The organism is Arthrobacter sp. TJ-178 (genome assembly GCF_058269275.1).
In genome coordinates, this window is record NZ_JBZCNK010000003.1 from 101,914 (window position 1) to 127,665 (window position 25,752).

Genomic DNA, 25,752 nt, shown 5'->3' on the forward strand with positions numbered 1-25,752 from the left:
CCTAGCCGGAACACCTTGTGGTTCCGACCCGGAGGACTAAACTTCTCCGATATTACGCATCAAGGATGCACCGAGCCCGGAGGGCGCCGCCACGAACGGCAGCCGCCGGGAAAGTCCTCCACCGGCCCTCGTCTTCGAGGTGCAGGCCGCATCCCCGCTAACGGCACCAACGGATCCAGACAAGGAAGTCATCCATGAAAATTCGTTCGCTTGCCGCGGCCGCGGCCATCAGCACGCTTGTCCTGACCACCGCCTGCAGCGGCGGAGACAGCGGCGATGGAGGTTCCTCCGACGCCGCTGGCAGCGGCGGGGAAACCCTGACTTACTGGGCCAGCAACCAGGGCACAAGCCTGGACAATGACAGAGAAGTACTGACTCCCCAGCTGGAAAAGTTCACCGAAGAAACCGGCATACCGGTGGAACTTGAGGTGATTGGCTGGAATGACCTCCAGACCCGCATCCAAACCGCCGTCACCTCGGGCCAGGCGCCCGACGTCGTCAACATCGGCAATACGTGGGCCGCGTCCCTGCAGTCCACCGGCGCCTTCATGCCCTTTGACGACGAGGCCTTTGAAGCCATTGGCGGCAAGGACAAGTTTGTCCAGGCAGCCCTGGATACCGGCGGAGCACCGGGGGAGGACCCCACCTCGGTTCCGCTCTACGGTCTGGCCTACGGGCTGTACTACAACAAAGCCATGTTTGAGGAGGCGGGGCTGACTCCGCCCACCACATGGGAGGAACTCGTCACCTCCGCGAAGGCCCTCACCACCGGCGACCAGTACGGACTGGCACTGGCCGGAGGCAGCTACACCGAGAACGCACACTTTGCCTTCATCAATGCGGCCCAAAACGGTGCTGACCTCTTCGATTCTGATGGCCAGGCAACGTTTACGTCCGACGGTGTGGTGGACGGCATCAAGCGCTACCTGGATCTCATGCAGACGGACAAGGTGGTCAACACCTCCAACGTCCAGTATGAAAATGCCATCCGGGCCGTCAATGACTTCGCCACCGGCAAGGTGGCCATGATCCTCAACCAGAACAACGCGAACAACAGCATTGCGGCCAACGGAATGACCGCCGATCAGTACGGTGTGGTGGCGTTCCCGGCGCCGGCTGATTCCGACACGGATGTTGCCAGCCATGTCGCGGGCATTAACCTCTCCGTCTTTGCCAATACGGACAACGAAGACGGGGCCATGAAGTTCGTGGAGTTCATGACCAGTGAGGACACGCAGACCGCACTGGGACGTCCGTTTGCATCACTGCCGGTCCTCACCGGTGCACAGCCCAATTTCACGGACAATGCCGAAGAGGCCGCAACCTTCGCGGATATCTACGCCACCAAGTCCAAGCCGCTGCCTCTGGTGCCGGCGGAAGACCAGTTTGAAAGCACCGTCGGCAATGCGATGAACCAGATGTTCGCCACCATCGCCTCGGGCGGAACGGTGAGCACTGACGACATCCGCAACGCCATGCAGACCGCGCAGGAGCAGGTAGCAGCGGCGGGCTGATCCAGTGTCCCGGGTCCGCGAGCGCGGACCCGGGATGGCTTTTCCGGTGCAGGCAAGGAAAGGGGAGTGGGCTGTCATGGCCACTGCGATATCCGCTGAAGAAACCAAGGCTCCGGACGGCCCGGTCCGAAAGCCCCGCAGGCCCCGGCCGGCCGGATGGTGGCTGCCCTACGCGCTGCTGGCCCCCGCCGTCGTTTTTGAACTGCTGATCCATGTGATTCCCATGTTCACCGGTATTTGGATGAGCTTCCTCAAACTCACCAGGGCTTTCATTGCCAACTGGGGAGAGGCTCCCTTTGTGGGCCTCGCCAATTACCAGGTGGCACTGGACTTCAATGCGGCCGTGGGTGAAGCTCTGCTGCGTTCTTTCCTGATCACGTGCGGCTTCACCGTCCTGGTGGTGGGACTGGCCTGGGGCATGGGTATGGCGGCGGCGGTTGCCCTGCAGAGGAAGTTCCGGGGACGCGGCCTGTTCCGCACGCTGTTCCTGGTTCCCTACGCCCTGCCCATGTACGCCGGCATCATCGCCTGGAAGTTCATGCTGCAAAAAGACACCGGCGCCGTGAACCACTTCCTCTACGACAACCTGGGGTTGGGCGGGGACAAGCCCTTCTGGCTGATCGGTGACAACGCTTTCGTCTCCATTGTGGTGGTGGCCCTGTGGCGGCTGTGGCCCTTCGCCTTCCTGATGCTCATGGCCGGCCTGCAGTCCATTCCCGACGACGTCTACGAGGCTTCAGCCGTTGACGGCGCCAAGCCGCTGCGCCAGTGGGCCTCCATCACGCTGCCCATGCTCCGGCCGGTGAACCTGGTACTGATCCTGGTCATGTTCCTGTGGACGTTCAACGACTTCAACACACCGTTTGTCCTCTTCGGCACGGCCCAGCCGCCCGCCGGTGACCTGATCTCCTTCCACATCTACAACGCGTCCTTCCTGACCTGGAACTTTGGCTCCGGCGCCGCGATGTCGGTGCTGCTGCTGATCTTCCTGCTCATAGTTACCGGCATCTACCTGCTCACCATCAACAGGAGGTCACGCCGTGCGTGAAACAACCGGGGCAAAGTACTTCCGCATTGTGGTCATCACTGTCCTGACCATCTTCACGGCGGTTCCCGTGTACGTGATGATCACCTCGGCGCTGAAGCCGCTCTCCGATGTCCAGGGACCCTTCAGCTGGTGGCCGTCCAGCCTTACCTTTGCCCCGTTCATCGACATGTGGAAGACCGTGCGGCTGGCCGACTATTTCGTGAACAGCCTCATCGTCTCCGGCGCTGCCACCATCCTGAGCCTGGTGATAGCGATCTTCGCCGCCTACGCCATCTCCCGGTACCGCTTCCGCGGCCGGACCATCTTCTCCACCACAGTCCTGTCCACACAGATGTTTCCAGGCGTGCTGTTCCTGCTTCCCCTGTTCCTGATCTTCGTGAACATCAACTCCACACTGGGCGTCCAACTGGTCGGCACCCGGCTGGGACTGGTCATCACCTACCTGACGTTCTCCCTGCCGTTCGCCATCTGGATGCTGTCCGGATACTTTGACGGCATTCCCCAGGAGCTGGATGAGGCAGCGAAAGTGGACGGTTGCGGGCCGATGGGCGCACTGCTGCGCGTTGTTCTTCCCGCCGCCCGTCCGGGCCTGATTGCGGTGGCCATCTATGCCTTCATGACGGCCTGGGGAGAGGTCCTGTTTGCCTCCGTGATGACCACTGACGCGAATAGGACGCTAGCGGTGGGGCTACAGCTGTATTCAACGCAGACCAACGTCTATTGGAACCAGATCATGGCTGCGTCCCTGGTGGTCAGCATTCCCGTGGTGGTGGGATTCCTCCTGCTGCAGCGCAGCTTCGTTGCCGGCCTGACGGCGGGAGCCATCAAGTAGGCGGCGGCTATTTGACCCGCAGTCCCAGGATGCGGCCGGTGTTCCCGGCGGCGGGGTCCATGACCTGGGGCCACTGGGCCGTCATGATGAACAGGAGACCGCCGTCGTCGCCCCCGGCGGCACAGGAGAAGCAGCCCTGCTCCAGCTGGACCGTGTCCCGAACTGTCCCTCCCCGGTCAACCCGGACGCAGCGCTCACCGGGCACTTCGGCAACCCAGATGCCGCCGCTGCCGTCCCAGCTGATGCCGTCCGGAGCGCCTCCTGCCAGATCCGCCCACACGGAACCCTCACTGAGGCTCCCGTCCTCCCGAATGGTGAATGACGTGAGGCGTCCGGCGTTGGATTCCGCCACCACCAGCATCCTGCCGTCCGCGGAAACCAGCATGCCGTTGGGGAAAGCCAGTCCTTCGGCCACCTGGTCCAGTGAACCGTCCGGCCGGAGCACGGCAATAACCCCGCTGTCCTGCGCATCGCCGGAATAGTCGTAGCCGATCCCGTTGACGTAGAGGTTCCCCGAGGGATGTGCCGCGATCTCGTTCCACGGATACTCGGAGATTCCCTGCAGATCCGCCAGCGGAACCAAGCCGGCATGGGGAATCTCCAGGAGAACCGTTGCATCGCTGCCGGACACCACGGCCATGCGTCCGTCCGGCAGCCAGTCAAAGCTGATGGGGGAGGACGGCACGCCCGCAACCCGGCGAACAGTCCCTTCAGCGTCCAGCGCTGAAATGGTTCCGGCCGTCCAGTCCGCGAACCACAACTCGCCGAGGTGCCAGCGTGCAGATTCTCCCATTCCGAGTCCTGATACGAGGGTTTTCGCTTCGGCCATTTCCGCGCCTCTTTCCGTCCATCACGGTGAACCCGCCGTGGAATTTCCAGTATGGCGCGGGAGCGTGCCCGCGAACAGGGCAGCGCAGGAACCTGCATTTTCGAGAAACCGGCTCTGTCCCCGCACCCGATATGATGAGTGGCTGGTCAACGGGAGCAACCCGACCGCGCGGTCTTTCGCCCGCCGGCACCGTTCACCAGCTTCCATCCCCGAGAGGACACCCCCGAATGAGCCTGATCCGGCTGCAGGACGTCAACGTTGGCTTCGACAAGACGCAGATCCTGCGTGAGGCCTTCTTCCGCCTGGAACCGAAGGACCGGGTGGGGCTGATCGGCAAGAACGGTTCCGGCAAGTCCACGCTGCTCAAGCTGATCCTGGAACAGGTGGTTCCCGACTCCGGCACGGTCACGCTGGAACAGGGCCTGAAGATCGGCTACTTCTCCCAGTTCTCCGAGCTCAACGGTGAATCCACCATTACCGAGGTCCTGGACGCCCTGTTCGTGGAGATTAAGGCCACCGAAGCCGAGCTTGCCTCCATCGACGAGGCCATCGCCGCAGATCCTGAGCCCAAGGCGCTGGACAAGCTGATCCGCCGCCAGTCGGAACTGTTCGAAACCATGGACCGGCTGGACGGCTGGGACTATCCCCGGCGGATTGACGCCGCGCTGACCACTCTGGGTTTCAGCGAAGCGCACCGTACCTGCCCCATCGACGCCCTCTCCGGCGGCTGGCGCAACCGCGCTGCCCTGGCCAAGATCCTGCTGGAAGCCCCGGACGTGCTGCTGCTGGATGAGCCCACCAACTACCTGGACGTGGCCGGCGTCGAATGGCTGGAAGGCTGGTTCCGCGACTTCCGCGGCGCCGCCGTCGTCGTCTCCCACGACCGGAAGTTCCTGGACGCCGTGGTGACCCGCATCATCGAGGTGGAGAACTACCATCTGCACGAATACCCCGGAAACTTCGGCGAATATGTGATCCAGAAACAGTTCCGGCTCAAGGCGCTTGCATCCCAGTTCGTGCACGAATCCGAGCTTTTGGCTTTTGAGGCCGAAGGGATTTCGGACCGGCGCGAGGCAGCTAAATCCGGCAGCGGCGCCCTGGACAGCAAGCTCGCGAAGATCAAGAAGGCCCGCGCGCCGCGGCCGGTGGACCAGATCATCACGGAAATTTACGGCGGGCTGCACGTCAAGGACAACCTGTGCCGGGTGGAGTCCGTGGCCAAGTCCTACGGGGACAGGACGCTTTTCCAGGACCTGAGTTTCGAGATCCGCCGCGGTGACCGGCTGGTGGTCCTGGGCTCCAACGGCAGCGGCAAAACCACGCTGCTGCGGGTCCTGACGGGCGAGGAAAAGGCCGACGCCGGCAAGGTGGCGTGGGCAAACGGGGCGAAGATGGTCTCCTACAACCAGGTGCTGGCGGAGCTCGACGACGACGACACCGTCACCCACTCGGTCAACGCCATGCCCGACAGCCTGGCGCTGACCGCCACCAAGAAATCCGTCAACCGGTTCCTGACCATGTTCCAGTTCTCCGAGGCGGACCTGAAGCAAAAGATCGGCAACCTCTCCGGCGGGCAGAAGGCGCGGGTTGCCATGGCCCAGTGCCTGCTCTCCGGCGCCTCCGTGCTGCTGCTCGATGAGCCCACCAACCACCTGGACCTCTCCAGCACGCAGGTCATGGAACGGGCACTGCTGCATTTCCCGGGAGCCGTGGTGGTGGTCAGCCACGACCGGTTCTTCACGGACAAAATCGCCAACCGGCACCTGGTGTTCGGTGCCGACGGCGCCGCGCCCGGAGAGATTGACCTGCGCGTCGCGTAGGCGGTCCTTCGGCGGGAGGCCGTCTCTCATGGAGAGCCGGCGAAACTTCTTTACCGCCTCGTCATCGCTGTGCGTCACCGGACCGGGGGGCCGGGCCCATATCCTTTGCCTCGGCGGCGGCCACATCTCATCGATGGTTCTGGGTGTGGTGAAAAAGTTCCCTGCTGGTGGAAGTGTCGGCGGCCGTGCTGCTGACCGCCCGCTTCTGGCTCGGTTACAGCCAGCCGCCGGCGGAGGCCCTGTGGCTGTTCCACGTAGTCTCGGCCTCCAAACAACGCCGGATTCGCCCTGTTTTCTGAACAGCTTGGCCGGGTACGCCGCGGATCCGGCCGTTTGCCTGCCGATCTGCGCAGGGAGCTGAGGCTGCCGCTCCTCTGGTCCATGAACGCCAGACTTATCCTGGCCGGAGCAGCGGCGCCGTAGACAGCTCGTTCAATCATCGCCGCCGAAATCCGAGGCCGGCTGTATCTACAGGTGCTCAATAAGACCCTGCCTGGCCAACCAAGTACTGGTCCAGATGGGCATATCGAAACCGCACCGTAGTTCCATGCCGCCACGGTAGGTGGCATCAATGAGTGCTCTTCGCCACATTCTTCCGGACGGATTTGACCTTCTCACTTATGGGAAGGTTGCACGATTGTTTCGTGAGTTCCCGAGATCTGTCCGCTCTGCCCGAGCCTGCTGTCGCGCACGAGCGGATTTCGGCCCGCACACAGCGCATCCACAACTCGCAGAAGTCTTTTCGACGATCTGGTGGAACGCAGCTCGACTACTCGTTCCCGAATCGCCCCCCATGCACGCCGGAAACTCGCCGTCGAGTGCGGATACACGATCCTACGGCCGACTCCGTTTCCGAGACCCTTCCACAATCAGGAGAGCCCCATGCCGGCACCAAGCCCAAACGAGTCCACTGTAGAAGCCACTCCTCCAGGGACTGCTGACGGCACCCGCCCCGTCGGGTCCGATGATCGGATGGCGCCAGGCAGCGCGATGATCATCGGGCTGCTGATGGTCTCAACCTTCGTTGTCCTGCTGAACGAAATGATGCTCGGCGTAGCCCTGCCGACGCTGATTGCCGACCTGGACATCACTCCCACGACCGGTCAGTGGCTGACGACGGGTTACTTGCTGACATTGGCCGTGCTTATTCCTGCTACCGGGTTCGTGATGCGAAGGTTCACTACCCGTGCGATCTTCCTTGGTTCCATGACGCTGTTCCTGATCGGTACGGTCATCGCCGTTATCGCTCCGGGATTCAGTGTCCTCTTGGCCGGACGTATCATCCAGGCGGTAGGCACCGCGGTGTTCGTGCCTCTGCTCATCACTACCACCATGCGCCTGGTGCCCGTCTCGCGCCGGGGCAGGATGATGGCCCTGGTCACGGCGGTTCCCGCCATCGCCCCGGCGGTCGGCCCCGCGGTCTCCGGGCTGATCCTGTCCCAGCTGAGCTGGCGGTGGCTGTTCATCCTCATGCTGCCGATCATCGTCGCGACATTGATCCTCGCTGCCGTGAAGCTGCGGAACGTCACCGTACCTGAGCGCGTAACTCTGGACGTGGTCTCTCTGCTGCTGTCCATCATCGGTTTCGGCGGCTTGGTCTTCGGGCTGGCATCCATCGGCGAGTCAGTCTCCGGCCATGCACCTGTCGCGCCGTACATTCCGATCCTCATCGGAGTGATCGGCGTCGGCGCGTTCGTCTATCGTCAGATCAGGCTGCAGAGGCACAGGGAAGCATTCCTGGACATGCGAATCTTCAAGACACGCGGCTACGTTCTGCCGACGATTGTGATGACCTTCGTCGCAATGAACGGCTTCGGAGTTGTCCTCGTTCTACCTCTGATCCTGACCGCCGTCCTCGGACTGAACACCCTGCAGATGGGCCTGTTCCTCTTCCCCGGGGGAGCCATGATCGCGATTGTCTCTGCACTGGGCGGGCGAATCTATGACAAGGTGGGGCCGAAGCCGCTGGCGATTCCCGGCTCGATCATCTGGGCGGCCTCCATCTGGTTCCTGACCACCATCAACGAAAACACCAGCGTATGGGTGGCCCTGGGTACGTATCTGGTGATCACCGGAACTCAGGCCTTGATGTGGGCTCCGATGACCACATCAGCCCTGGGCTCATTACCAGCCGAGCTGTACTCCCACGGCACCGCGGCCTTCTCTACTGTCCAGCAACTGGCCGGCGCCGCCGGCGGCGCGATCCTCATCTCCGCCTTCACTATTGGAGCGAACGCAGCCCACGCCGGAGCGCTCGACCTCGCCCAGAGCACCGCCGCCGGACGAGGCGCATTCACCGTCGCCGCGGTTCTCGCACTCGGTGCCGTCATCGGCACACTGTTCGTCAGTAAGGCCCGCCCCGCGACAGACGAATCCTGAGCAGAGCTGTGACGACAAAGCCGGAAGCGTCAGCGAGACGCTTCCGGCTCACTTGCCTCGGGATATCAGTGCTCTATCCCGCATGTGCTGATTGGTGCGGAGAGACGGCAGCACGGTCGATCGCTTCGATGTATCGGGTAATCGAGTCGCGGTTGTGAATGAGGAAGTCGATCTTCTCCGTCATGCGGTCCCGCTCCGTGGACAGGAGCTCCCGCAGCCCGGGTTCGGCATTCCTCACAACGATCGTTTGTGGCTTATCGAGGCACGGCAGGATGTCAGCAATGATGCGCGTCGGAATTCCGGTATCCACCAGGCCCCGGATTTTCATCACTCGATCAACCAGATATTCGTCATACGCCCGGTAGCCATTAGCCAAGCGACGCGGTGAAATGAGGCCCTGTTCTTCGTAGTACCGCAGCATCCGGGCAGGAATGCCGGTTTTCTTCGCGAGCTCACCGATACGCACAAAACCCTCCCCGAATCTCCGCACCCAGCACAATTTGACCTTAACACTAATGGCAACGTTGACACTGGACAAGCTGGACATCCCTAAGGCGAACCAGGGGGGCTCATTCCCGCCACATCCTGGACGCCACACCAAGCACGACGTCGAACACCATCACAAGCAGCACATGAGAACAGCTGTACGAGGAGAGCCAATGACCAAGTCACACATGATTCTGGGTATGCATCTGGGTAACGGATACGGATCGCAGGGCTCCGCCTGGCGTGCACCAGGTGTGGACCCGGCAAACTACACCAGCTTCGACGCTCAGGTCCGCTACGCCCAGGCCGCCGAACGCGGGAAGTTCGCTTTCCTGTTCCTTCCGGATTTCCCCGGTCTGCAGTCCGGTCTGGATCTCGAAGCCCCCCAGATCACCCTCGAACCCATGATGACCCTTGCAGCGATCGCCCGCGCCACGGAGCGCATCGGTCTTGTCGCCACCGGCTCTACAACGTTCAACGAACCCTTCAATCTCGCCCGCCAGTTCAAGGCCCTTGACGTGATGAGCCACGGCCGTGCCGGGTGGAACGCCGTGACGACCAGCGACCCTAACGCTGCAGCGAACTTCGGACAGGCCATCGCGCCCCGGCCGCAGCGATACCAGCGCGCCCACGAAACCATCCAGATCGCTCAGGCTCTCTGGGGAAGTTGGCAGCAGGATGCGTGGATCAAGGACCGGGATACCGGTCGCTTCGCCGACCCCGATAAGATCCAGCCCATTAACCTGCAAGGTGAGTATGTCGCCTCACGCGGGCCGCTCCCCATCCCGCCCTCTGAGCAGGGCCAACCCGTCATCTTTTCCGCCGGTGGAGGCGAGAACGGGCTCGAACTGGCCGGCCGCTACGCCAACGGCGTCATTGCAGCAGTGTTCACCATCGAGGAAGCCCGCAACCAGCGCCAGGCCTACCGTGATGCCGCCCAAAGGGCAGGCCGGAGCCCGGACGAGATCAAGTTCTTCGCAGGAGTGATGCCTGCCATCGGCAAGAACAAACGAGCCGCACTCGACCGACGTGTCCAATTGGGTGTGCTCACAGCAGCATCACGCGTGCCCTACCTCGGCTCGATGCTGAACCTGCAGCTCGACGCCGGTCAACTCGATGAACCCCTGACACCCGCCCAGCTGCAGACCGCCTCACCGAGTCCTTTCGATCCCCGCTCCGCTCGAGCACTGCAGGTAGCACGGGAAGGGTGGACCATCCGCGACATTCTGGCCCACGGGGTCATCGATTACCACCCCACCCCTGTCGGTGACGCGTCGGCCACCGCGGATCACATGCAGGAATGGTTTGACGCGGGCGCCTGCGACGGTTTCTGGGTGTCTATCGACGTCAACGAAGATGGCATCGACACCTTCGTTGACGAGGTTGTCCCCCTTCTGCAGGACCGCGGAATCTACCACCGGGACTACGAAGGCAGCACCCTCCGCGACCACCTCGGTGCACCAGCCCAGTACGGGCTCGACACACGCCTCACGGATCGCGTCACATAGCAAAATCCGCTTCGATCCGTTGGCGGAGGAATCGTGTTCCGGTGAGGCGGCCTACTCAGCGATCCGGGTTGCCCGCACGACGACGTCGTGAAGAACATGGCCTGTTCCGTCCGGTCCCACCACGGTGCGCTCGTGCTCTTCCGCGGTATCGAGAAGCCAAATGGCAGGGTCCAGGGCGGCGGCCACGTCGGAGACCGTGACGGTTGCTTCCGGCGGTGGCTGTTCTCCGTGTCCTGCGCCGCCGTCGTGCCGGTGCCCGACAATGAGCACCGTGCCCCCGGGAGCAACCCAGCCGGCCACGCGCCGGTAGAAGGCCAGCTGCTCCATCACCGGGTGCGCATAGTGGGTGGTGACCAGGTCGAAGGGGTGCTCGGGTTCCCAGGACACGAGGTCCGCCGCAATCCAGGTGACTTCACCGCCCAAACCCTGTGCTGCCGCCCGGGCGGCAGCCTGATCCAGTGCCGTCCGGGAAATGTCGGCGCCGGTCACCTTCCAGCCGTGTTTGGCCAGCCAGATGGCTTCAGTGCCGGTTCCGCAGCCGGCATCCAGCGCCGTGCCCGGCGTCAGGTCGGCTGTCTCGTGATCCAGGTACGGATTCGGTTGGTCCGCTTCCGGTGTTCCGGGCTCAATGCCGGGCTGGGCTTCGGCGCCCTGTTCCCAGTGATGTTCCCAATAGTCTTTGTCGAAATCGTGCCCCATGGCAGATGCAGCTCCTTCCGGTCCACACGGCGCGGGGGGGAGGGGGGAGCGCCGGTCGACTCATCAGCTTTGATCGTCCCGAATCCACGAGGCTTTCTGCAAGCCGCCGTGCCATAACGGCAACCTGCAATTTCGGCGCAAATTTGCGTCTGGGCTTATCCACAGCTCTGTCATAGGTCCCTGCGACAGGATGGTTCCGCACCCCATCTGACCTTTTGAAAGAGCCGTTAATGAATATCCTGATCATGGTTGCGGCGGATATCGCCGCAATTTTTTTGCTGACCTTCGGCCTGTACCTCCGCCGTCACCGCCGCCGGGACTTGGCTGTCTCCTATCTGGGCATCAACATCGGAGTGTTTGCCGTGGCGGCATCGCTGAGCGGGTCAGCGGCGAGCGCCGGTCTCGGGCTGGGACTGTTCGGTGTGCTTTCCATCATCCGGCTGCGTTCCACCGAGCTGGAGCAGCATGAGGTGGCGTATTACTTCTCCGCACTGGCCCTGGGCCTGATCTCCGGTATCGGCAGCAGCCCGCTGTGGCTGGCTCCGGCGCTGATGGCACTGATCCTGGCCGTCATGTTTGTGGGCGACCATCCCCGGGTCCTCCCGGCCTACCGGCATCAAACCGTTGTCCTGGACCGTGCCATTGCAAGGGAAGACGAGCTGCATGCCCGCCTGGCCGAGGTGCTGGGCGGAAAGATCCATGCTGCCACCGTGACCGAACTGGACCTGGTCAATGACAAGACGTTCGTCAACGTCAAGTTCTCCATCCCCGCCGTTCCGTCCGGTTCTTTCAGCTCCGCCACGGATCCCGCGTCCTCCCGGGTCCCCGGCGCAGTGCCTCTGGCCGACGACGACGACGCCGCCGGCGAGCAGGCGGATCCAGCCTTCCCCGCCCGCATCTCATGAACACGGCTCCTGCGTCCGGTCCGAACCTGCGGCTGACCTTCGCCGATACCCTCCCCGCCGTCGGGCTGGAGGAACTCAACGGGGCCGCAGCGCTCCAAACCCGGGTGGACCGCAAATATCTGGTGGATGCCGCTCTGGCAGACCGCATTCTGGGGACCCTGCCGGACCGTGCACTGGTCCTGGAAATGGACGGGCGGCGCTCCTTCACCTACGACTCCGTGTATTTCGATACTCCCGGACTGGACAGCTATCTGCTGGCAGCATACGGCCGGCGGCGCCGCTACAAGATCCGCACCCGAACCTATGTGGACAGCGCAACCAGTTTCCTTGAGGTCAAGACCGAAGGAGCCCGTGCGGCCACCGTCAAGGAGCGGATTCCCTACGCCGGAGAAGACCGCAGCCGAATCACCGCCGAAGGGCTGGAGTACATAGCGGAAACCCTCGCCGCTGCCGGTCCCCTGCCGGATCTTGGTGCTTTGCACCCGGTGCTGGAAACCGGTTACGCGCGGACCACTCTGTATCTTCCCGGGTCAGGAAGCCGGGCCACCATCGATTCCGATGTCACCTGGTCCCTGCCGGGACGCCCCGGCTGGACGCTGGACCGGAAGGTGGTTGTCGAAACGAAATCGGGCTCCACCGCCGGTGCGCTGGACCGCCATCTGTGGGAACACGGTGTCCGTCCCTCCCGCATTTCCAAATTCGCCACCGGCCTGGCCGCCCTCACTCCACGACTGCCCGCCAACAGGTGGCACCGCACTCTCATGCGTGATTTTCCGCTGCGTCCGGCAACTGCCGTTTAACTCTCTTTCCCCCTGCAAGGAGCAACACCGTGTTTTCATCCCTTTCGGCTTCCCCCGGATCCGCACTCAGCAGAGCAGTCCGTACCCCCTGGCCGCGCACCGTCCTGACTGCCACTGCCCTGGCCGCTGCCCTGGGTCTGGCCGCCTGCTCGACCTCCGGAGCCGGCAATTCCACCGGCGCATCCTCCAACGGAACATCCACCGGTGCAGCCTCATCGGCAGCAGTGGCTTTTTTTGACGACAGCCAGGTGCATGACGTGAGTGTGCACTTCAACGACGAGGACTATCAGGCAATGCTCGCTGCCTACTCCGAGTCACAGGACAAGGACTGGATTTCCGCGACGGTGACGATCGACGGAACCACGCTGGAAAACGTGGGGCTTCGGCTCAAGGGCAACTCCAGCCTGATGGGCCTGTCCGGCGGGCAGGGCGGCCCACCCGGTGCCGCTGGGGCCGATTCACCGGCTGAAGCCCAAACTGGGACCGAAACCGAAACACAGACCGAGGCACCGGCGCCGGACAGCGGCGACGGGGACGGCACGTCTGACTCACCCGAAACGCTTCCCTGGCTTATCCGCACCGACAAATTCGTGGACGGGCAGCAGTACCAGGGGCGGACTGACTTGGTGGTCCGCGGCAACAACAGCGAGTCTTCCCTGAACGAAGCACTGGCCCTGGAGCTGACGGGCGCCGCTGATCTTGCAACACTCGAGGCCTCCGCCGCACGGTTCAGCGTCAACGACAGCAAGCAGGAGCTGCGTCTGATCATCGAGAGCCCGGACGATGAGGAATGGAACGAGGAGACCTTCGGCGGGGACGGCAGCATCTACAAGGCTGAAAGCGGAGGCGACTACAGCTACCGCGGCGACAATGCCGAGGACTACAAGGATGTCTTTGAGCAGAAGACGGGCGAGGAGGACCTGCAGCCCGTCATGAAGTTCCTCGACTTCATCAACAACTCTTCCGATGAGGACTTCAACAGCCGGCTCGGCGAGTATCTCGACACTGACGCTTTCGCCGCTTATCTGGCTGCCCAGGACCTCATGGGCAACATGGATGATATCGACGGGCCCGGCAATAATTCCTATCTGCGTTATGACTCCGGCACGGGTCTGATGACGGTTGTCACCTGGGACCTGAACATGACCTTCGGGTCCATGGGCGGCGGCGGCATGCCTGGTGGAGCAGAGATGCCCGACGGCGGGCAGCGGCCGGAGGGAATGCAACCGCCGGAGGGAATGCAGCTGCCGGACGGAGCAGCACCGCCCGAGGGGATGCAGCCGCCGGAGGGCATGGGCATCCCTGGCGGTGCCGGGATGAGCATGGATAATGCCCTGGCCAGCCGCTTCCTGGCCGATACCGAATTCAAGGCTCTCTACGAGTCCAAGCTGGCAAGCCTGCGGACCGAGCTCTACGATTCCGGGGAGGCGCAGGAGATCCTCGATAAGTGGACCAATTTGCTCACCGAACAGGCAACGGACCTGGTGCCCGCCGAAACGGTCCGGGAAGAAGCAGCAAACATCTCGAAGTTCTTCACTGCGGATGCGGCTCCGGCTGCGGAAGGCTGACCGAGGCGGCTGCCATCAAGTCAGCTGTAAACCGAGCGGCCCCGGAAGAAATTTTCCGGGGCCGCTCGGCACGTTAAGCCAGGTTAGGCCGGGGTTCCGATCATGGGCACCGTCTCGAGCATTGATCCGAGTTCGGCCATCAGCACCGGCGCACTGCCGAGCGAATATGCGTTCTGGCGGCCCCACAGGAAGTACCGGTGGATCGGGTAGTCAATGTCCGCGCCCATGCCGCCGTGCAGGTGCTGGGTGGCGTGTACTACGCGCAGCCCGCCGTGTGCCGCCCACCAGGAGGCAACAAGCGATGCCGCTTCCGCGCCGTCGTCGTTCTGGTCAACGAGCCAGGCAGCCCGCCGGGTGGTGAGCTTGATGCGCTCGGCGTCCAGATGCGCGTCCGCTGCGCGTGCAGACACCGCCTGATTGGCGGAGAGCGGGCGGTTGAACTGGATCCGCTCAGAGGTGTACGCCGCGGTGATGGCGATTGCTTCCTCGCAGACCCCCGACTGCACGGCGGCCAGGGCAATCCGCCCCAGCGTGCGGGCCTGCGCAATGGCCGCCCCGCCGCCCGGAAGAACCTCGTCCGCGCTGACCTGCACCGAAGTGAGCGTGACCGCCGCGGCAGCTGCATGGTTCGTCATGGAAACGCTCTCGCGCTGAACGCCATCCCGGTCCGTCGGCAGGAGCACGGCGATCACGCCGCCGTCCGTCATCACCGGAACCAGCAGAGCAGCGGCCTGCAGCGCACCCGGCACTGCCGTCAACGTGCCGCTGATCCGCCAGCCCTCGCCGTCGCGTTCGCCGCGGACTGCGTTGTCACCGTCCACGCCGGCATCAATGGCTCCCACCACCAGGAGCTTTCCCTCCAGGAACCCGGGAAGCCAGCGGTCCCGCTGTGCGGGCGTTCCCCAGCGCACCAGGGGCAAGGCGGCCATGGCGACGGCGGCCGCAAACGGAACAGGGGCAACCCGCCGTCCCTGCTGCTCCAGTACCGCTGCGAGGCCCAGCATGCCCAGGCCGGAACCGCCGTGTTCCTCCGGCAGTGCCAACCCCAGGATTCCGGTTTCAGCGAGGATGCCCCACAGCTCCTCGTCGTGGCCGCCCTGCCGCGATTCCACGTCCCGGACCCGCACGGTGCTGGCCAGTTGTGCAAAGACTTCCCCTGCAAGCTGCGCTGCCTCGCGCAGGTCCTCATCGAGTTCGAACTGCATTGGTCTCTTCCTTCTTCTCCTGGCGGCGTGCCGCAACTGTCATTCCCAGCGCCTTCCCGGCAACCAGATCGCGGAGGACCTCGTTGCTGCCCCCGCCGAACGTATTGTTCTGGGCGCGGCGGGCAAGTGTTTCCACCCGGCCGTTGATGGCGGCGCCAGTGGAACCGGTCCGCAGGAGACCGGCCACCCCCAGCACTTCCTGCAGCTTGCCGTACACCTCCACCACGCTTTCCGTCCCGATCACCTTTGCTGCGGCTGCGTCGCCGCCGCCCAGGGTGCCGGCAGCGACGTCGGCCACCAGCCGGAGGTTCATGAGCTCGGTTGCCGAGAGCAGGGCGTACACCTCAGCGAGGGTGGAACGCACCCACGGAAGGTCCAGGACATGGCCGGAACCGTAGGGTTCGGTGCGCGCCCATTCCAGGACCTGGCTGAACAGTTCATTGGCGATCCCGCCGCGGGCCGCCAGTGCGACCCGCTCGTGGTTGAGCTGGTTGGTGATCATCCGCCAGCCCTCGTTGAGTTCGCCGACAACGTTGCTCAGCGGCACCCGGACGTCCTCGTAGTAGGTGGCGGCGGTGCTGATGCCGCCCACGGTGTGGATCTCGGTGGCGGAGAATCCCGGGGCCGTGGTGGGTACCATGACCACGGAAATACCCTTATGGCGCGGTGCGTCCGGATCCGTGCGGACGGCAAGCCAGATCCAGTCCGCGAAAATGGCGGCGCTGGTGTAAAGCTTGTTGCCGTTGATGACCAGCTCGTCCCCTTCAATCCGCGCCGTGGTGCGCAGCGAGGCGAGGTCGGTGCCCGCACCGGGTTCGGAGTAACCGATGGCAAACATCAGCTCGCCGGCCAGGATCGGCGGCAGGAAGAACGCCTTCTGCTCCGCCGTGCCGTACTTCATCAGCGCGGGGGCCACCGTGTTGAGGCTGACCAGGGACAGGGGAGCGTTGGCCCGGATGACTTCGTCGTAAAACACAAACTGGGCCTCGGGATCCTCGCCGCGGCCGCCGTATTCCACGGGCCAGCCAAGTCCCAGCCAGCCGTCGGCGCCCATCTGCTTCAGGATCCGGCTGAAGGTCGGGCCGCCTTCAGTCTGTTCCACGAGGTCGCGGGCATCCTCCGCGCTGATGGTCCGGGCGAAGTAGGCACGCAGGTCAGCGCGCAGCTGCTTCGATGCGGGTGAAAGATCGGGGTTCATTGTCGCTCCTGGGCTTCAGTGGTCGGTGGCAAGGATGAGTGCACTGTGCGGCACGGGTGAACCGCCGGTGACCAGCACGTTGGCAAGGTCTTTGGGCGGCTGGTTGACCGACGTGCCGCGGATGAGCCGTACGCCCTCCGCGATGCCGTTCACGCCGTGCAGGTAGCCTTCGCCGAGCTGCCCGCCGTGCGTGTTGATGGGCAGGGTGCCGGTAAGTTCCAATGCGCCGTCGGCAATCATGTTCTTGGCTTCTCCGCGCTTGCAGAAGCCGTACTCTTCGAGCTGGAGCAGGACCATGGGCGTAAAGGCGTCATACAGGATGGCGGCGTCAATGCCCTCGGGTCCGTGCCCGGCCTGCTGCCACAGCTGCCGGGCCACCAGCTCAACCTCGGGCATCTCGTCGATGTTCTCGCGGTAGTAGCTGCTCATCGAGATCTGCTGCGGCCCCACGCCCTGCGCCGCAGCGGTGATGATGGCCGGCGGATGCGGCAGGTCCCGGGCGCGTTCGGCGCTGACGATCACCAGCGCCTGCCCGCCGTCGGTTTCCTGGCAGCAGTCCAGCAGGCGCAGCGGATCAGCAATCATCCGCGACGCCTGATGGTCTTCGATGGTGATGGGACGGTTATGGAACCATGCCCGCGGATTGTTGGCCGCGTGTTTGCGGGACAGCACTGATATTTGGCCGAAGTCGGCGCTGGTCACGCCGAACTCCTGCATGTAGCGCCGGGCCAGAAACGCTTCCTGCGCCGCGGGCGTCAGCAGTCCGTACGGATTGATCCAGTTGCGGTACTCCTGGTCGGTGGTGTTGGCGTAGGCGAACTGCGGGGGCCCGGAGCCAAAGCGGTGGCCGGAGCGTTCGTTGAAGGCACGGTAAACGACGACGACGTCGGCAACTCCGCTGGCTACGGCCATGGCCGCCTGCTGCACCGGAGCGCAGGCCCCGCCGCCGCCGTGCGGAATGCGGCTGAAGAATTTCAGCTCCGGGATGCCAAGGGCCCGGGCCACGGCAATTTCCGGATTGTTTTCCATGGAAAACAGGGAAAAACCGTCTACTTCCTCCACGCCGATCCGGGCATCGGCCAGTGCCGCGAGCACGGCTTCGCAGGCCAGCCGCCACTCGCTGCGCCCGGAGTCCTTGGAGAATTCGGTGGCGCCGATGCCGGCGATGGCAGCTTTGCCGGAGAAGCCGCTCATGCTGCGGCCTCCTGCTGCAGGGCCAGCTTGACGGTTGCCGTGACGTGGGTGCCGCGGGTGTGCGAACCGGTGACCTTGACGGTGACCGGTTCCTGGTCCTGCGCTTCGCGGGCGGGGTGCAGCACCTCACCGGTGAGGTGCAGGACATCGCCGGGGTACAGGGGCATTCCGAGGCGGAGGGCAACCGACAGCAGCCGCGCGCCGGGCCCGGCCCAGTCGGTGATGTACCGTCCCACCAGGCCGTTGGACGTATTGATGCTGATGAAGGTGTCCGGAGATCCGCGGCGAACTGCCGCACCCGGGTCGTGGTGCACGTCTTCGAAGTCCTGCGAGGCGATGGCTCCGGCGACAATCAGGGTGCGGTCAACCGGAATGTCGAGCTCGGGCAGCTGATCTCCGGGGGCGAATCCGTTCATGCTTCTGACACTCCTTGCTGCGGTTGTGCGTTTTCCTGCCGGCTGTTCCGCGCGAGCCGCAGCCGGGGCAGCATCTCACCGTGGGCGTGCTCGGCGAAATACACCTCCACGGCGCAGTCAGTCGAAAGGTCCGCCAGGTCAGTGGGTTCGAAATCGGCCACCAGACGGGTTCCGGTATCCAGGTCGACAAGGCCCACCAGCAGCGGATACGTGAAGGCAGGGTCCTTGGGGTGATGCACCACGGTCCAGCTGTGGAGGGTGCCCTGCCGTGAAGATTCAACCGAGTCCCATTCGAAGGAGCGGCACCGGGGGCACGCGGGGGCCGGCGGATGGCGGAGCGTTTCGCAGCCGGTGCAGCGCTGGACAACCAGGCGGCCCTCGGCGGCGGCGTCAAACCAGAACACGTTGTCCTGCGTATGGACGATCGGCGGAACTGCCGTGCCCGGCGTTGTCTGAGTATCTGGGGCTGTCATGAGTTCTCCTTGGGCCGGAACCGCAGCAGCGTGAACTTCTCGGTGGCAACGGTGTGCTGTTCGGCGTCTTCATAGCGTTTTCCGAGCGTGATGAAAAAGCCCTCGCCGAGTCCGGTCTTCTTGGGCCCGACGACGGAATCGATCGTGATGTGGCAGGTAATGTCCATGCCCACGGTCAGCTCCAGCTCATAGTTCTGCTCCATCTGCGTGGCAACCACGGAGGTGTATCCGGCCTGGTCCAGCAGGAACAGCAGCTCTGCATAGGGGGTGGCTTCCACCACGCCCTCAGCCCGGGCGCGCTGGACGTCGCGCCAGCGGCGGTACCCGGACATGACCCACGTGGAAACCATGGCCGGGGGAGCAATGATGCCGCCGCGGCCCGTTTCCCGTGCCGCGGCGCCGTCAACGTAGACAGGGTTCCGGTCATCGAGGGCTTCGGCCCAGTTGCGGATCATCGCCTCCGAGACCCCGTAACGGGCAACGCGGGGAGGTTCGGCAACGGTGCCGGCAAAGCGCTGGAGCTCCTCGGCGCTGAGGGTGCTGAGGGTGCGATCCGAGTTGTCAATGGTTGTCATCAGACACCTGCCCCGACGAGGTCCTGCGACGCGGCCGGGAGGGAGTTGATACGTCCGGCGGCAACAAACTCCGCCCGGATGTCCTCGCGCTGCTCTTCGCTGAGCGGCCGGAACGGGCTGGTGCGGTCCTGCGCCCACCACACGCCGTCGGCCTCCCACGCCGTCCGGCGCAGCGGAGCCTTGTCGATCTTTTCGTTTGCGGTGACCGGAGCCTTGTCGATGATGCGGACGAAGGTGGGGCGCCACTTGGTGCCGAGGGCCGGCTGGGCGTCGAGGAAGGCAGCAAATTCTTCCGGATCGAAGCTGCAACCCGGGCGGAGGACCAGGGCGCACATCAGCCGGTCGCCGGTCTGCGGATCGGGAACGGCGAAGGCATGGACACCGGATACCGGCGGATACGCCGAAATGATCCGTTCGACGGGAGCGGTGGAGAAATTCTCACCGTCGACACGGAGCCAATCGGAGGTGCGTCCGGCGAAGTAGAAGTACCCGTCCTCGTCCCGGTACGCGAGGTCGCCGGTCCAGAAGTCCTCCCCGCCAAAACGCAGGCGGTCCGCCATCGCCCCGGGATTGTTGTAGTAACCCTCAAAGCGCGGGCCGGCTCCCACCACCACGATCTCTCCGATAGCTTCCTCCGCGTTGAGCAGCCGGCGGCCGGAGTCGAACCGGGCCCGCGGGCACTCGGCGCCGTCGTCCGAGCGGATCTCCACCGTCATCCCGGAAGCGGGAAGCCCCAGAGAGTCCGACGGCGCCCCCGGCACCGGGACAATGCGGACAATACCCTCGCTGGAACCAAATCCTTCCCGCAGTTCGCAGTTGAACCGTTTGCGGAAGGCCTCGGCTTCGGCCGGGGATGCCTCCGAACCGAAGGCGACCTCCAGGGAGTTCTTGCCGTCGGCCGGGTCCTCGGGCTGGGCGAGCACATAGCTGAGCACACGTCCCACATAGTTGAGGAAAGTGACGCCGTGTTCGCGGATGTCTCGGGAAAAACGGCTGGCGGAGAACTTCCGGACCATGACCACCGTGGCACCGACTTCGGCGGCGGTGGCAAGGTTCATCATGATGGAGTGTCCGTGAAACAGGGGCAGGTGCAGGTAACTGACCGACCCGCGGTGCAGTGAAATGCGGTCCTTCATGGTCAGGGTGAGGGCGCCAAGGCGGCCCTGCGTGCAAATCACTGCCTTGGGGGCTCCGGTGGAACCGGAGCTGAACAGGAGCAGATAAAGCGAGGCGGGATCGGGAAGTTCGGCCGGCAGGGGAGCGCCGGCATGGGCGGCAACCAGCCGAGCGTAATCTTTGGACTCGACGTCGAAGATACGGCCGGCCGGCAGCGGCAGCTCCGGGCGGTCTTCCGCCTCCAGATACAGAGGTTCGCTGATGAGAAGGTCGCAGTCGGCGTGCGCCATGTCGTGGGTGAGTTCGCTGCCGCGCCGGGTGGGATTGATGCCCACGGCTACGTCGCCGCTCAGCGCTGCCGCCAGGAGCCAGAAGACAAAGTCCGGCGTGTTCTGCAGCAGGATACCCACGTGGATCTGGCTGCGGCCGGCACCGGGCTCCATCCCGTCCAGAATGTCTGCCCTTGCCGAAGCCTCCGCGACAACCTCGGCCCAGGTCCAGCTCCGCCCCTCAAAACGAAGGCCGACATGCTCGTCCTGTGCGCGGCTTCGAACCACTTCTGCGTACGTTCGCACGGCATCCTCTCAATTTGTCACTGCTCGTTCCGGTTTACGCTAGGCGAAGTTTCACGGCGCTTGAGGTTGGTCCCACTGGGTGGAATTCGGACGACGGCGACCGGCGGCCAGCCGCTTCACGGCGGCGGGCGCCCTGCTAGCCTGACCAAACATGTGCTCGCTACAGAGGGAAGCCGATGCTCGCCGACCTGGCATTTTTTTCGTTCGTTGAACTCACCGTTCCCTCCTCGCACGAGGCCTACAACCGCTGGCACCAGCTGGACCATCTGCCGGAGAACCTCGCCCTGCCCGGCGTGGCCTGGGGCGACAGATGGGCCCGGGTCCGGGAGGGGGACTCCGGGCCTGCGCCGGACTTCCCGCAGGAGCCGGCGGGGAAATCACCGGTCAGCGCCGCGGACTACGTCGCGATGTACTGGTTTCGAGATCCTGTCCGGGAGAGCGTCGCGGCGTGGGACCGCCTCGGTGAAGCCTCTTTCCAGTGGGGCCGCGGCCCCATCATTCCGGGCGTTCGGCGCCCGCTGCTGGCATTCTTCCGTCCAGTGAAGGGCTATGCGGCGTCTCGGGTCCTGGTGGGACCGGATGTGCTGCCCTACCGCCCCAACCGCGGCCTGCACCTCACCCTGACGCGCTATGCGGACCCGCACGGGCGCCGGACCCACGACTGCTTTGCGTGGGAGGATACCCGGCTGATTCCGGAGCTGCTCGACGTCGGCGGAGTGGCCGGAGCCTGGACTTTTTCCTTCAGCCACCCCCAGCAGCACGGCACGCTGCCGTTCAGCGGGGTGCTGGAGGAACCTCCGGGCGGACTGCGCATCCGCCTGCTGTATTTGGACGGTGAACCGGTATCCACCGGAGAAGCCATCCGGACTGCCGAACACAGTATCAACGCCGACCCCGCGGCACCGGAGAGTGTCGGAGAGGTGCTGTTTTCCGCTTCGCTGTGCAGCATCAATCCTTGGGAGCAGTCATGACCGCGGGCAGAATCAGCATTGAAGGTGTCCGGCCCACCAGCGCGGCCCAGCATGCTGCCCTGCGGGCCGGGCGGCTGCCGGAGCCGGAGCCGGTGGCACGGGATGTCTGGGCCATCGCCGCGCCCATCCCCGGAGTTGGCGTCAGTTACACGCTCACCTACGTTTTGATCTCCGGCAGGGCGTTCCACCTTTTAGATCCGGGCTGGGACTCGGCGGAAAACCTGGCCGCCCTCCGCGCATCCCTGCAGTCAATCGGCCTGCCGCTCGAGCAGCTCTCCACGATCATCGCCACGCATCATCATCCGGACCACCTCGGCATCGCTGACCGGCTCCGGAACATGACCGGTGCGCAAATTGCCTTCTCCCGGGCCGAACGTGAGGTGCTGGCTCATCAGCTGGGTCCGTGGCGGCGCGACAGGGAGGCTTATGCGCGGGTCCTGAAGGAATGGGGTGTTCCGGCGGAGCGCCGGGAAGAGCTGGAGGCCTCCTTCAGGCGGGCACCAATGTTCGCTGATGTTGAACCGGACATTTTGCTCGAGGATGCTCAAACGCTGGACCTGGGCGGCCACCGTCTGCTGCCGTTGGCGACGCCCGGCCACACCGGAGGGCATCTGTGTTTCGCCGACAATGACCGGCAGGTCGTGTACGGCGGTGACCACGTCCTGCCGCAGATCTACTCCGGCGTGGGTCTGGGTGCCCTTCCCGATGCCCACCCGCTTCCTGATTTCCTGGCATCGCTGCAGAGGATGCGGCGGTGGAACGACTACGAGGTCTTGCCCGGCCACGAGTACCGTTTCCGCGGTTTGTCCGCGCGCGCCGAAGATATTGCCGCCCACCACCTGCGCCGCACCCGTTCCGTGGCGGACCTGCTGCCGGAGCTGGGGAACGCCCCGGTGTGGGAGTACGCGCAGCGCCTTCACTGGACTCCGGGCCGGGACCGGCTTGAGGGCTTCTTCCTGTACTCGGCCCTCCGCCAGACCGAGATGCACCTGGAGTTGGCGCGCAGCGGCCGGCTGGAGCAGCTGCTGGCGGATCATCAGGGGTCAGCCGGCAAGGCACTGGCGCAGGATCTCGGGGATGCGGACGGGACGCTGGTCCGCTGACACCGTAACCAGCCAAGTGGAGGCTGTGGCCACCAGGGTCTCATCGGCACGGCGCCGCATGTCGAAGTCGAAGCGCACCGAGGATGTGCCGATCTCGCCCAGCCTTAGTTCGATGGTGATCTCATCGAAGAGGCGGGCGGCGGCGAGGTAGTCGCAGTGCGTTGCCCGTGAGACGGTCCACCAGCCAAATCTCTCCAGGAGGGTGTCCTGACGCAGGTCCTGCAGGAACAGCCATTCCGTTAGCAGCGCTTCCATGCGGGGGAACCAGGCCGCGTAGTAGAGAATCCCGGCCGGATCGGTGTCCGCGTAGCTCAGCCGCCGGGTGTGCTCATGCAGCAGTGGCGGGCGTTCACCCGTCGTTGTTTCCGAAATACCTGCCATTTTCCCGTCCTCCCTGACCTTGTGGGGTCAGACCGTATCACCACGCGACAAACAAGCACTTGTTTGGTACGGTAAACCATCCGCACCGTTGCGAGAAGAGGGCAGGAAACCGATGTCGATCACAATCGATCTCTCAGGATGGGTCGTACTTGTCACAGGAGGCGCCCGCGGCGTGGGGGCCGGCATTGTGGACGCCTTCGTCGCGGCCGGCGCCGTGGTGGAAACCTGCGGCAGGTCAGAGCCGGATCCGAAGTTTCCCGGGCTTGCATCGCCCTCGGTTCACTTCAGCCGCCTGGACGTGCGCGACGACGAGCAGGTGCGTGCCTGGGTGGCCGACGTCGTCGAGCGCCGTGGGCGCATTGACGTGGCGGTCAACAACGCAGGCGGCTCGCCCTTCGGCCGTTTCGAAAGCGGTTCCGCACGGTACCAGCGGGCCATCACTGAACTGAACTTCCTCTCCGCCGCACATGTGGTCAGCGCCGTGCACCCGGTGATGATGGGCCAGGAGCAGGGCGGATCGATTGTCAACATCACCTCCATCAGTGCCCGCCGGCCCAGCCCGGGCACAGCCGTCTACGGTGCCGCAAAGGCAGCACTGGAGAACCTGACCGGCAGCCTCGCGGTGGAGTGGGCGCCGCACATCCGGGTCAACGCCGTCAGCTGCGGGCTCGTGGCCACTGAAGGCGCCGCGGACCATTACGGCGACGCTGAAAGCTATGCCCGGGTGGCGGCAACGATTCCCCGCGGAAAGCTGGCCGATCCCCGGGAGATCGGAGACGCCGTCGTCATGCTGGCGTCGCCGCTCTCCAGCCACATCACCGGTGCCGTCCTGGACGTCGACGGCGGCGGCGAGTGGCCGGCCTTCCTGGCGCACACTCCCAACGCAGATGTACTGAACCTCACCGAACCAGAAGGAGCACACTGATGACCGAAGCGGTTATTGTTTCTGCAGTCCGTTCGCCGATTGGCCGCGCCCACAAGGGCTCGCTGCGGGCAATGCGCGGCGATGACCTCGCGGCCCAGATGGTCCGTGCGGCACTCGACGCCGTTCCCGGACTGGATCCGGCCGGCATCGAGGACCTGATGATGGGATGCGCGCAGCCGGCGGGGGAGCAGGGCTACAACATTGCCCGCATGGTTGCCATGCAGCTTGGCCTGGACAGCGTTCCCGGAACCACCGTGCACCGGTACTGCTCCTCCTCGCTGCAGACCACGAGAATGGCGCTGCACGCCATCAAGGCAGGGGAGGGCGACGTGTTCATCTCCGCCGGCGTGGAGACCGTGTCCCGCTTTGGCCTCGGCAAATCCGACGGCATGCCGGACACCAAGAACCCGGCGTACTTCGATGCAATGAACCGCACCGCCGCCCAGGCCAAGGACCCGGAGGCACGCTGGAGCGATCCCCGCGAACGCGGCGAGCTGCCGGACATCTACATTGCCATGGGTGACACCGCGGAAAACGTTGCCCAGCTGCGCGGCGTCTCCCGTGCCGCACAGGACGAGTGGGCGGTGCGCAGCCAGAACCGCGCCGAGGCGGCCGCGGCCCGCGGTTTCTGGAAGACAGACATCACGCCGGTCACCCTGGCTGACGGAACTGTGGTCTCCGAGGATGACGGCCCGCGTGCCGGCGTCACGCTCGAGAAGCTCTCCGCTTTGCAGCCGGTGTTCCGCGAGCACGGCACCGTCACGGCCGCCAACTGCTGCCCCCTGAACGACGGCGCCGCTGCTCTGGTGATTATGAGCGACCGGCGCGCCGCTGAGCTGGGCCTGACCCCGCTGGCGCGGATTGTATCCACCGGGGTTGCGGCCCTGACGCCGGAACTGATGGGACTGGGCCCGGTCGAAGCCGTGCGCCGGGCCCTGGCCAACGCGAAGATGTCCATTTCCGACATGGACATCATGGAACTCAACGAAGCCTTTGCCGCCCAGGTCCTGCCGTCCATTGATGACATCGGCATCGACCCGGACAAGGTCAACGTCAACGGCGGGGCCATTGCCCTGGGCCATCCGTTCGGCATGACCGGTGCACGCATGACCACCACGGCCATCCATGCCCTGCAGGAGCGCGACGAGCAGTTTGCGGTGGAAACCATGTGCGTGGCCGGCGGGCAGGGCATGGCGATGGTCCTGGAGCGGCTGAGTTAACGAAAAGGGAAT

24 protein-coding genes are annotated in these 25,752 nt (G+C 64.6%); 13 read left to right on the forward strand and 11 right to left on the reverse strand.

Annotated features, from left to right (window positions below; all coding sequences use genetic code 11):
- Positions 1–194: 194 nt before the first annotated feature.
- The 3 genes from AC4D2Q_RS10005 to AC4D2Q_RS10015 all read left to right on the forward strand — a co-directional run bounded on the left by AC4D2Q_RS10005 (position 195) and on the right by AC4D2Q_RS10015 (position 3,394).
- The gene (locus AC4D2Q_RS10005) at positions 195–1,514 is read left to right on the forward strand and encodes an ABC transporter substrate-binding protein (RefSeq protein WP_490946316.1); all 1,320 of its coding nucleotides are present in this window, start codon (positions 195–197) and stop codon (positions 1,512–1,514) included.
- A gap of 76 nt (positions 1,515–1,590) precedes the next feature.
- Positions 1,591–2,562 carry a carbohydrate ABC transporter permease gene (locus AC4D2Q_RS10010; protein ID WP_490925332.1) on the forward strand — a complete coding sequence of 324 codons (972 nt, stop codon included), beginning with the start codon at positions 1,591–1,593 and terminating at the stop codon, positions 2,560–2,562.
- The gene (locus AC4D2Q_RS10015; protein WP_490925333.1) at positions 2,555–3,394 is read left to right on the forward strand and encodes a carbohydrate ABC transporter permease; all 840 of its coding nucleotides are present in this window, start codon (positions 2,555–2,557) and stop codon (positions 3,392–3,394) included. Before AC4D2Q_RS10010 ends, AC4D2Q_RS10015 begins: the two co-directional genes overlap by 8 nt.
- Positions 3,395–3,401: 7 nt before the next feature.
- Here AC4D2Q_RS10015 and AC4D2Q_RS10020 read toward each other — a convergent pair whose 3' ends face one another.
- A complete protein-coding gene (locus tag AC4D2Q_RS10020) occupies positions 3,402–4,187 on the reverse strand; it encodes an SMP-30/gluconolactonase/LRE family protein (RefSeq protein ID WP_490946317.1) in 786 nt (261 codons plus the stop codon).
- 263 nt (positions 4,188–4,450) lie between these two features.
- Between AC4D2Q_RS10020 and AC4D2Q_RS10025 the strand changes: the two genes are divergently transcribed.
- Positions 4,451–6,043, forward strand: a complete 1,593-nt coding sequence (locus tag AC4D2Q_RS10025) for an ABC-F family ATP-binding cassette domain-containing protein (RefSeq protein WP_490946318.1) — start codon at positions 4,451–4,453, stop codon at positions 6,041–6,043.
- A gap of 972 nt (positions 6,044–7,015) precedes the next feature.
- On the forward strand, positions 7,016–8,422 hold the full coding sequence (locus AC4D2Q_RS10030) for a DHA2 family efflux MFS transporter permease subunit (protein ID WP_490946319.1): 1,407 nt from the start codon (positions 7,016–7,018) through the stop codon (positions 8,420–8,422).
- Positions 8,423–8,495: 73 nt separating this feature from the next.
- On the opposite strand, the gene AC4D2Q_RS10035 is transcribed toward AC4D2Q_RS10030, so the two are convergent.
- Positions 8,496–8,888, reverse strand: a complete 393-nt coding sequence (locus AC4D2Q_RS10035) for a MerR family DNA-binding transcriptional regulator (RefSeq protein WP_490946320.1) — start codon at positions 8,886–8,888, stop codon at positions 8,496–8,498.
- A 193-nt stretch (positions 8,889–9,081) separates the two neighbouring features.
- Here AC4D2Q_RS10035 and AC4D2Q_RS10040 point away from each other — a divergent pair, with 193 nt between their 5' ends.
- Positions 9,082–10,416, forward strand: coding sequence for an NtaA/DmoA family FMN-dependent monooxygenase (locus tag AC4D2Q_RS10040; RefSeq protein ID WP_490946321.1), 1,335 nt, complete (start codon positions 9,082–9,084; stop codon positions 10,414–10,416).
- 51 nt (positions 10,417–10,467) lie between these two features.
- Here AC4D2Q_RS10040 and AC4D2Q_RS10045 read toward each other — a convergent pair whose 3' ends face one another.
- On the reverse strand, positions 10,468–11,115 hold the full coding sequence (locus AC4D2Q_RS10045) for a class I SAM-dependent methyltransferase (protein WP_490946322.1): 648 nt from the start codon (positions 11,113–11,115) through the stop codon (positions 10,468–10,470).
- Between the two features lie 230 nt (positions 11,116–11,345).
- On the opposite strand from AC4D2Q_RS10045, the gene AC4D2Q_RS10050 reads away from it, so the two are divergent.
- From AC4D2Q_RS10050 to AC4D2Q_RS10060, 3 genes are read left to right on the forward strand one after another with little or no spacing between them, the layout of a single operon-like run.
- The gene (locus AC4D2Q_RS10050; RefSeq protein WP_490946323.1) at positions 11,346–12,020 is read left to right on the forward strand and encodes a DUF4956 domain-containing protein; all 675 of its coding nucleotides are present in this window, start codon (positions 11,346–11,348) and stop codon (positions 12,018–12,020) included.
- The gene (locus AC4D2Q_RS10055) at positions 12,017–12,820 is read left to right on the forward strand and encodes a polyphosphate polymerase domain-containing protein (RefSeq protein WP_490946324.1); all 804 of its coding nucleotides are present in this window, start codon (positions 12,017–12,019) and stop codon (positions 12,818–12,820) included. Before AC4D2Q_RS10050 ends, AC4D2Q_RS10055 begins: the two co-directional genes overlap by 4 nt.
- 29 nt (positions 12,821–12,849) lie before the next feature.
- Positions 12,850–14,388, forward strand: coding sequence for a CotH kinase family protein (locus AC4D2Q_RS10060; protein ID WP_490946325.1), 1,539 nt, complete (start codon positions 12,850–12,852; stop codon positions 14,386–14,388).
- An 83-nt stretch (positions 14,389–14,471) separates the two neighbouring features.
- Here AC4D2Q_RS10060 and AC4D2Q_RS10065 read toward each other — a convergent pair whose 3' ends face one another.
- Genes AC4D2Q_RS10065 through AC4D2Q_RS10095 form a run of 7 tightly spaced genes read right to left on the reverse strand, consistent with a single transcriptional unit; the run spans position 14,472 to position 21,140 of the window.
- The gene (locus AC4D2Q_RS10065; protein ID WP_490946326.1) at positions 14,472–15,593 is read right to left on the reverse strand and encodes an acyl-CoA dehydrogenase family protein; all 1,122 of its coding nucleotides are present in this window, start codon (positions 15,591–15,593) and stop codon (positions 14,472–14,474) included.
- Positions 15,574–16,791: an acyl-CoA dehydrogenase family protein gene (locus tag AC4D2Q_RS10070; RefSeq protein WP_490946327.1), complete on the reverse strand. Its 1,218-nt coding sequence runs from the start codon at positions 16,789–16,791 to the stop codon at positions 15,574–15,576. Before AC4D2Q_RS10070 ends, AC4D2Q_RS10065 begins: the two co-directional genes overlap by 20 nt.
- 15 nt (positions 16,792–16,806) lie before the next feature.
- The gene (locus AC4D2Q_RS10075) at positions 16,807–17,985 is read right to left on the reverse strand and encodes a lipid-transfer protein (protein WP_490946328.1); all 1,179 of its coding nucleotides are present in this window, start codon (positions 17,983–17,985) and stop codon (positions 16,807–16,809) included.
- Positions 17,982–18,401: a hotdog family protein gene (locus tag AC4D2Q_RS10080; protein WP_490946329.1), complete on the reverse strand. Its 420-nt coding sequence runs from the start codon at positions 18,399–18,401 to the stop codon at positions 17,982–17,984. The genes AC4D2Q_RS10075 and AC4D2Q_RS10080 overlap by 4 nt, the downstream gene beginning before the upstream one ends.
- A complete protein-coding gene (locus AC4D2Q_RS10085) occupies positions 18,398–18,874 on the reverse strand; it encodes a Zn-ribbon domain-containing OB-fold protein (protein ID WP_490946330.1) in 477 nt (158 codons plus the stop codon). Before AC4D2Q_RS10085 ends, AC4D2Q_RS10080 begins: the two co-directional genes overlap by 4 nt.
- Positions 18,871–19,449, reverse strand: coding sequence for an FAS1-like dehydratase domain-containing protein (locus AC4D2Q_RS10090; RefSeq protein WP_490946331.1), 579 nt, complete (start codon positions 19,447–19,449; stop codon positions 18,871–18,873). The genes AC4D2Q_RS10085 and AC4D2Q_RS10090 overlap by 4 nt, the downstream gene beginning before the upstream one ends.
- Entirely contained in the window at positions 19,449–21,140 is a 1,692-nt protein-coding gene (locus tag AC4D2Q_RS10095; protein WP_490946332.1) for an AMP-binding protein, read from the reverse strand. The genes AC4D2Q_RS10090 and AC4D2Q_RS10095 overlap by 1 nt, the downstream gene beginning before the upstream one ends.
- A gap of 176 nt (positions 21,141–21,316) precedes the next feature.
- On the opposite strand from AC4D2Q_RS10095, the gene AC4D2Q_RS10100 reads away from it, so the two are divergent.
- Complete coding sequence (locus tag AC4D2Q_RS10100) at positions 21,317–22,111, forward strand: hypothetical protein (RefSeq protein WP_490946333.1); 795 nt, start codon at positions 21,317–21,319, stop codon at positions 22,109–22,111.
- A complete protein-coding gene (locus AC4D2Q_RS10105; RefSeq protein ID WP_490946334.1) occupies positions 22,108–23,214 on the forward strand; it encodes an MBL fold metallo-hydrolase in 1,107 nt (368 codons plus the stop codon). Before AC4D2Q_RS10100 ends, AC4D2Q_RS10105 begins: the two co-directional genes overlap by 4 nt.
- On the opposite strand, the gene AC4D2Q_RS10110 is transcribed toward AC4D2Q_RS10105, so the two are convergent.
- Positions 23,155–23,595, reverse strand: a complete 441-nt coding sequence (locus AC4D2Q_RS10110; protein WP_490946335.1) for an acyl-CoA thioesterase — start codon at positions 23,593–23,595, stop codon at positions 23,155–23,157. The two genes, AC4D2Q_RS10105 and AC4D2Q_RS10110, sit on opposite strands and share 60 nt — an antisense overlap.
- 112 nt (positions 23,596–23,707) lie before the next feature.
- Here AC4D2Q_RS10110 and AC4D2Q_RS10115 point away from each other — a divergent pair, with 112 nt between their 5' ends.
- A complete protein-coding gene (locus AC4D2Q_RS10115) occupies positions 23,708–24,520 on the forward strand; it encodes an SDR family oxidoreductase (RefSeq protein ID WP_490946336.1) in 813 nt (270 codons plus the stop codon).
- A complete protein-coding gene (locus tag AC4D2Q_RS10120) occupies positions 24,520–25,740 on the forward strand; it encodes an acetyl-CoA C-acetyltransferase (protein WP_490946337.1) in 1,221 nt (406 codons plus the stop codon). Before AC4D2Q_RS10115 ends, AC4D2Q_RS10120 begins: the two co-directional genes overlap by 1 nt.
- The last annotated feature ends 12 nt before the right edge of the window (positions 25,741–25,752 follow it).

Excerpts from the sequence above, each read along its gene's own strand:
- AC4D2Q_RS10085 (WP_490946330.1), bottom strand. The coding sequence starts at position 18,874 with ATGACAGCCCCAGATACTCAGACAACGCCGGGCACGGCAGTTCCGCCG.
- AC4D2Q_RS10110 (WP_490946335.1), bottom strand. The coding sequence starts at position 23,595 with ATGGCAGGTATTTCGGAAACAACGACGGGTGAACGCCCGCCACTGCTG.
- AC4D2Q_RS10100 (WP_490946333.1), top strand. The coding sequence starts at position 21,317 with ATGCTCGCCGACCTGGCATTTTTTTCGTTCGTTGAACTCACCGTTCCC.
- AC4D2Q_RS10040 (WP_490946321.1), top strand. The coding sequence starts at position 9,082 with ATGACCAAGTCACACATGATTCTGGGTATGCATCTGGGTAACGGATAC.
- AC4D2Q_RS10120 (WP_490946337.1), top strand. The coding sequence starts at position 24,520 with ATGACCGAAGCGGTTATTGTTTCTGCAGTCCGTTCGCCGATTGGCCGC.
- AC4D2Q_RS10075 (WP_490946328.1), bottom strand. The coding sequence starts at position 17,985 with ATGAGCGGCTTCTCCGGCAAAGCTGCCATCGCCGGCATCGGCGCCACC.
- AC4D2Q_RS10010 (WP_490925332.1), top strand. The coding sequence starts at position 1,591 with ATGGCCACTGCGATATCCGCTGAAGAAACCAAGGCTCCGGACGGCCCG.
- AC4D2Q_RS10065 (WP_490946326.1), bottom strand. The coding sequence starts at position 15,593 with ATGCAGTTCGAACTCGATGAGGACCTGCGCGAGGCAGCGCAGCTTGCA.
- AC4D2Q_RS10105 (WP_490946334.1), top strand. The coding sequence starts at position 22,108 with ATGACCGCGGGCAGAATCAGCATTGAAGGTGTCCGGCCCACCAGCGCG.
- AC4D2Q_RS10080 (WP_490946329.1), bottom strand. The coding sequence starts at position 18,401 with ATGAACGGATTCGCCCCCGGAGATCAGCTGCCCGAGCTCGACATTCCG.
- AC4D2Q_RS10025 (WP_490946318.1), top strand. The coding sequence starts at position 4,451 with ATGAGCCTGATCCGGCTGCAGGACGTCAACGTTGGCTTCGACAAGACG.
- AC4D2Q_RS10005 (WP_490946316.1), top strand. The coding sequence starts at position 195 with ATGAAAATTCGTTCGCTTGCCGCGGCCGCGGCCATCAGCACGCTTGTC.
- AC4D2Q_RS10030 (WP_490946319.1), top strand. The coding sequence starts at position 7,016 with ATGGCGCCAGGCAGCGCGATGATCATCGGGCTGCTGATGGTCTCAACC.
- AC4D2Q_RS10045 (WP_490946322.1), bottom strand. The coding sequence starts at position 11,115 with ATGGGGCACGATTTCGACAAAGACTATTGGGAACATCACTGGGAACAG.
- AC4D2Q_RS10050 (WP_490946323.1), top strand. The coding sequence starts at position 11,346 with ATGAATATCCTGATCATGGTTGCGGCGGATATCGCCGCAATTTTTTTG.
- AC4D2Q_RS10070 (WP_490946327.1), bottom strand. The coding sequence starts at position 16,791 with ATGAACCCCGATCTTTCACCCGCATCGAAGCAGCTGCGCGCTGACCTG.
- AC4D2Q_RS10090 (WP_490946331.1), bottom strand. The coding sequence starts at position 19,449 with ATGACAACCATTGACAACTCGGATCGCACCCTCAGCACCCTCAGCGCC.
- AC4D2Q_RS10055 (WP_490946324.1), top strand. The coding sequence starts at position 12,017 with ATGAACACGGCTCCTGCGTCCGGTCCGAACCTGCGGCTGACCTTCGCC.
- AC4D2Q_RS10020 (WP_490946317.1), bottom strand. The coding sequence starts at position 4,187 with ATGGGAGAATCTGCACGCTGGCACCTCGGCGAGTTGTGGTTCGCGGAC.
- AC4D2Q_RS10115 (WP_490946336.1), top strand. The coding sequence starts at position 23,708 with ATGTCGATCACAATCGATCTCTCAGGATGGGTCGTACTTGTCACAGGA.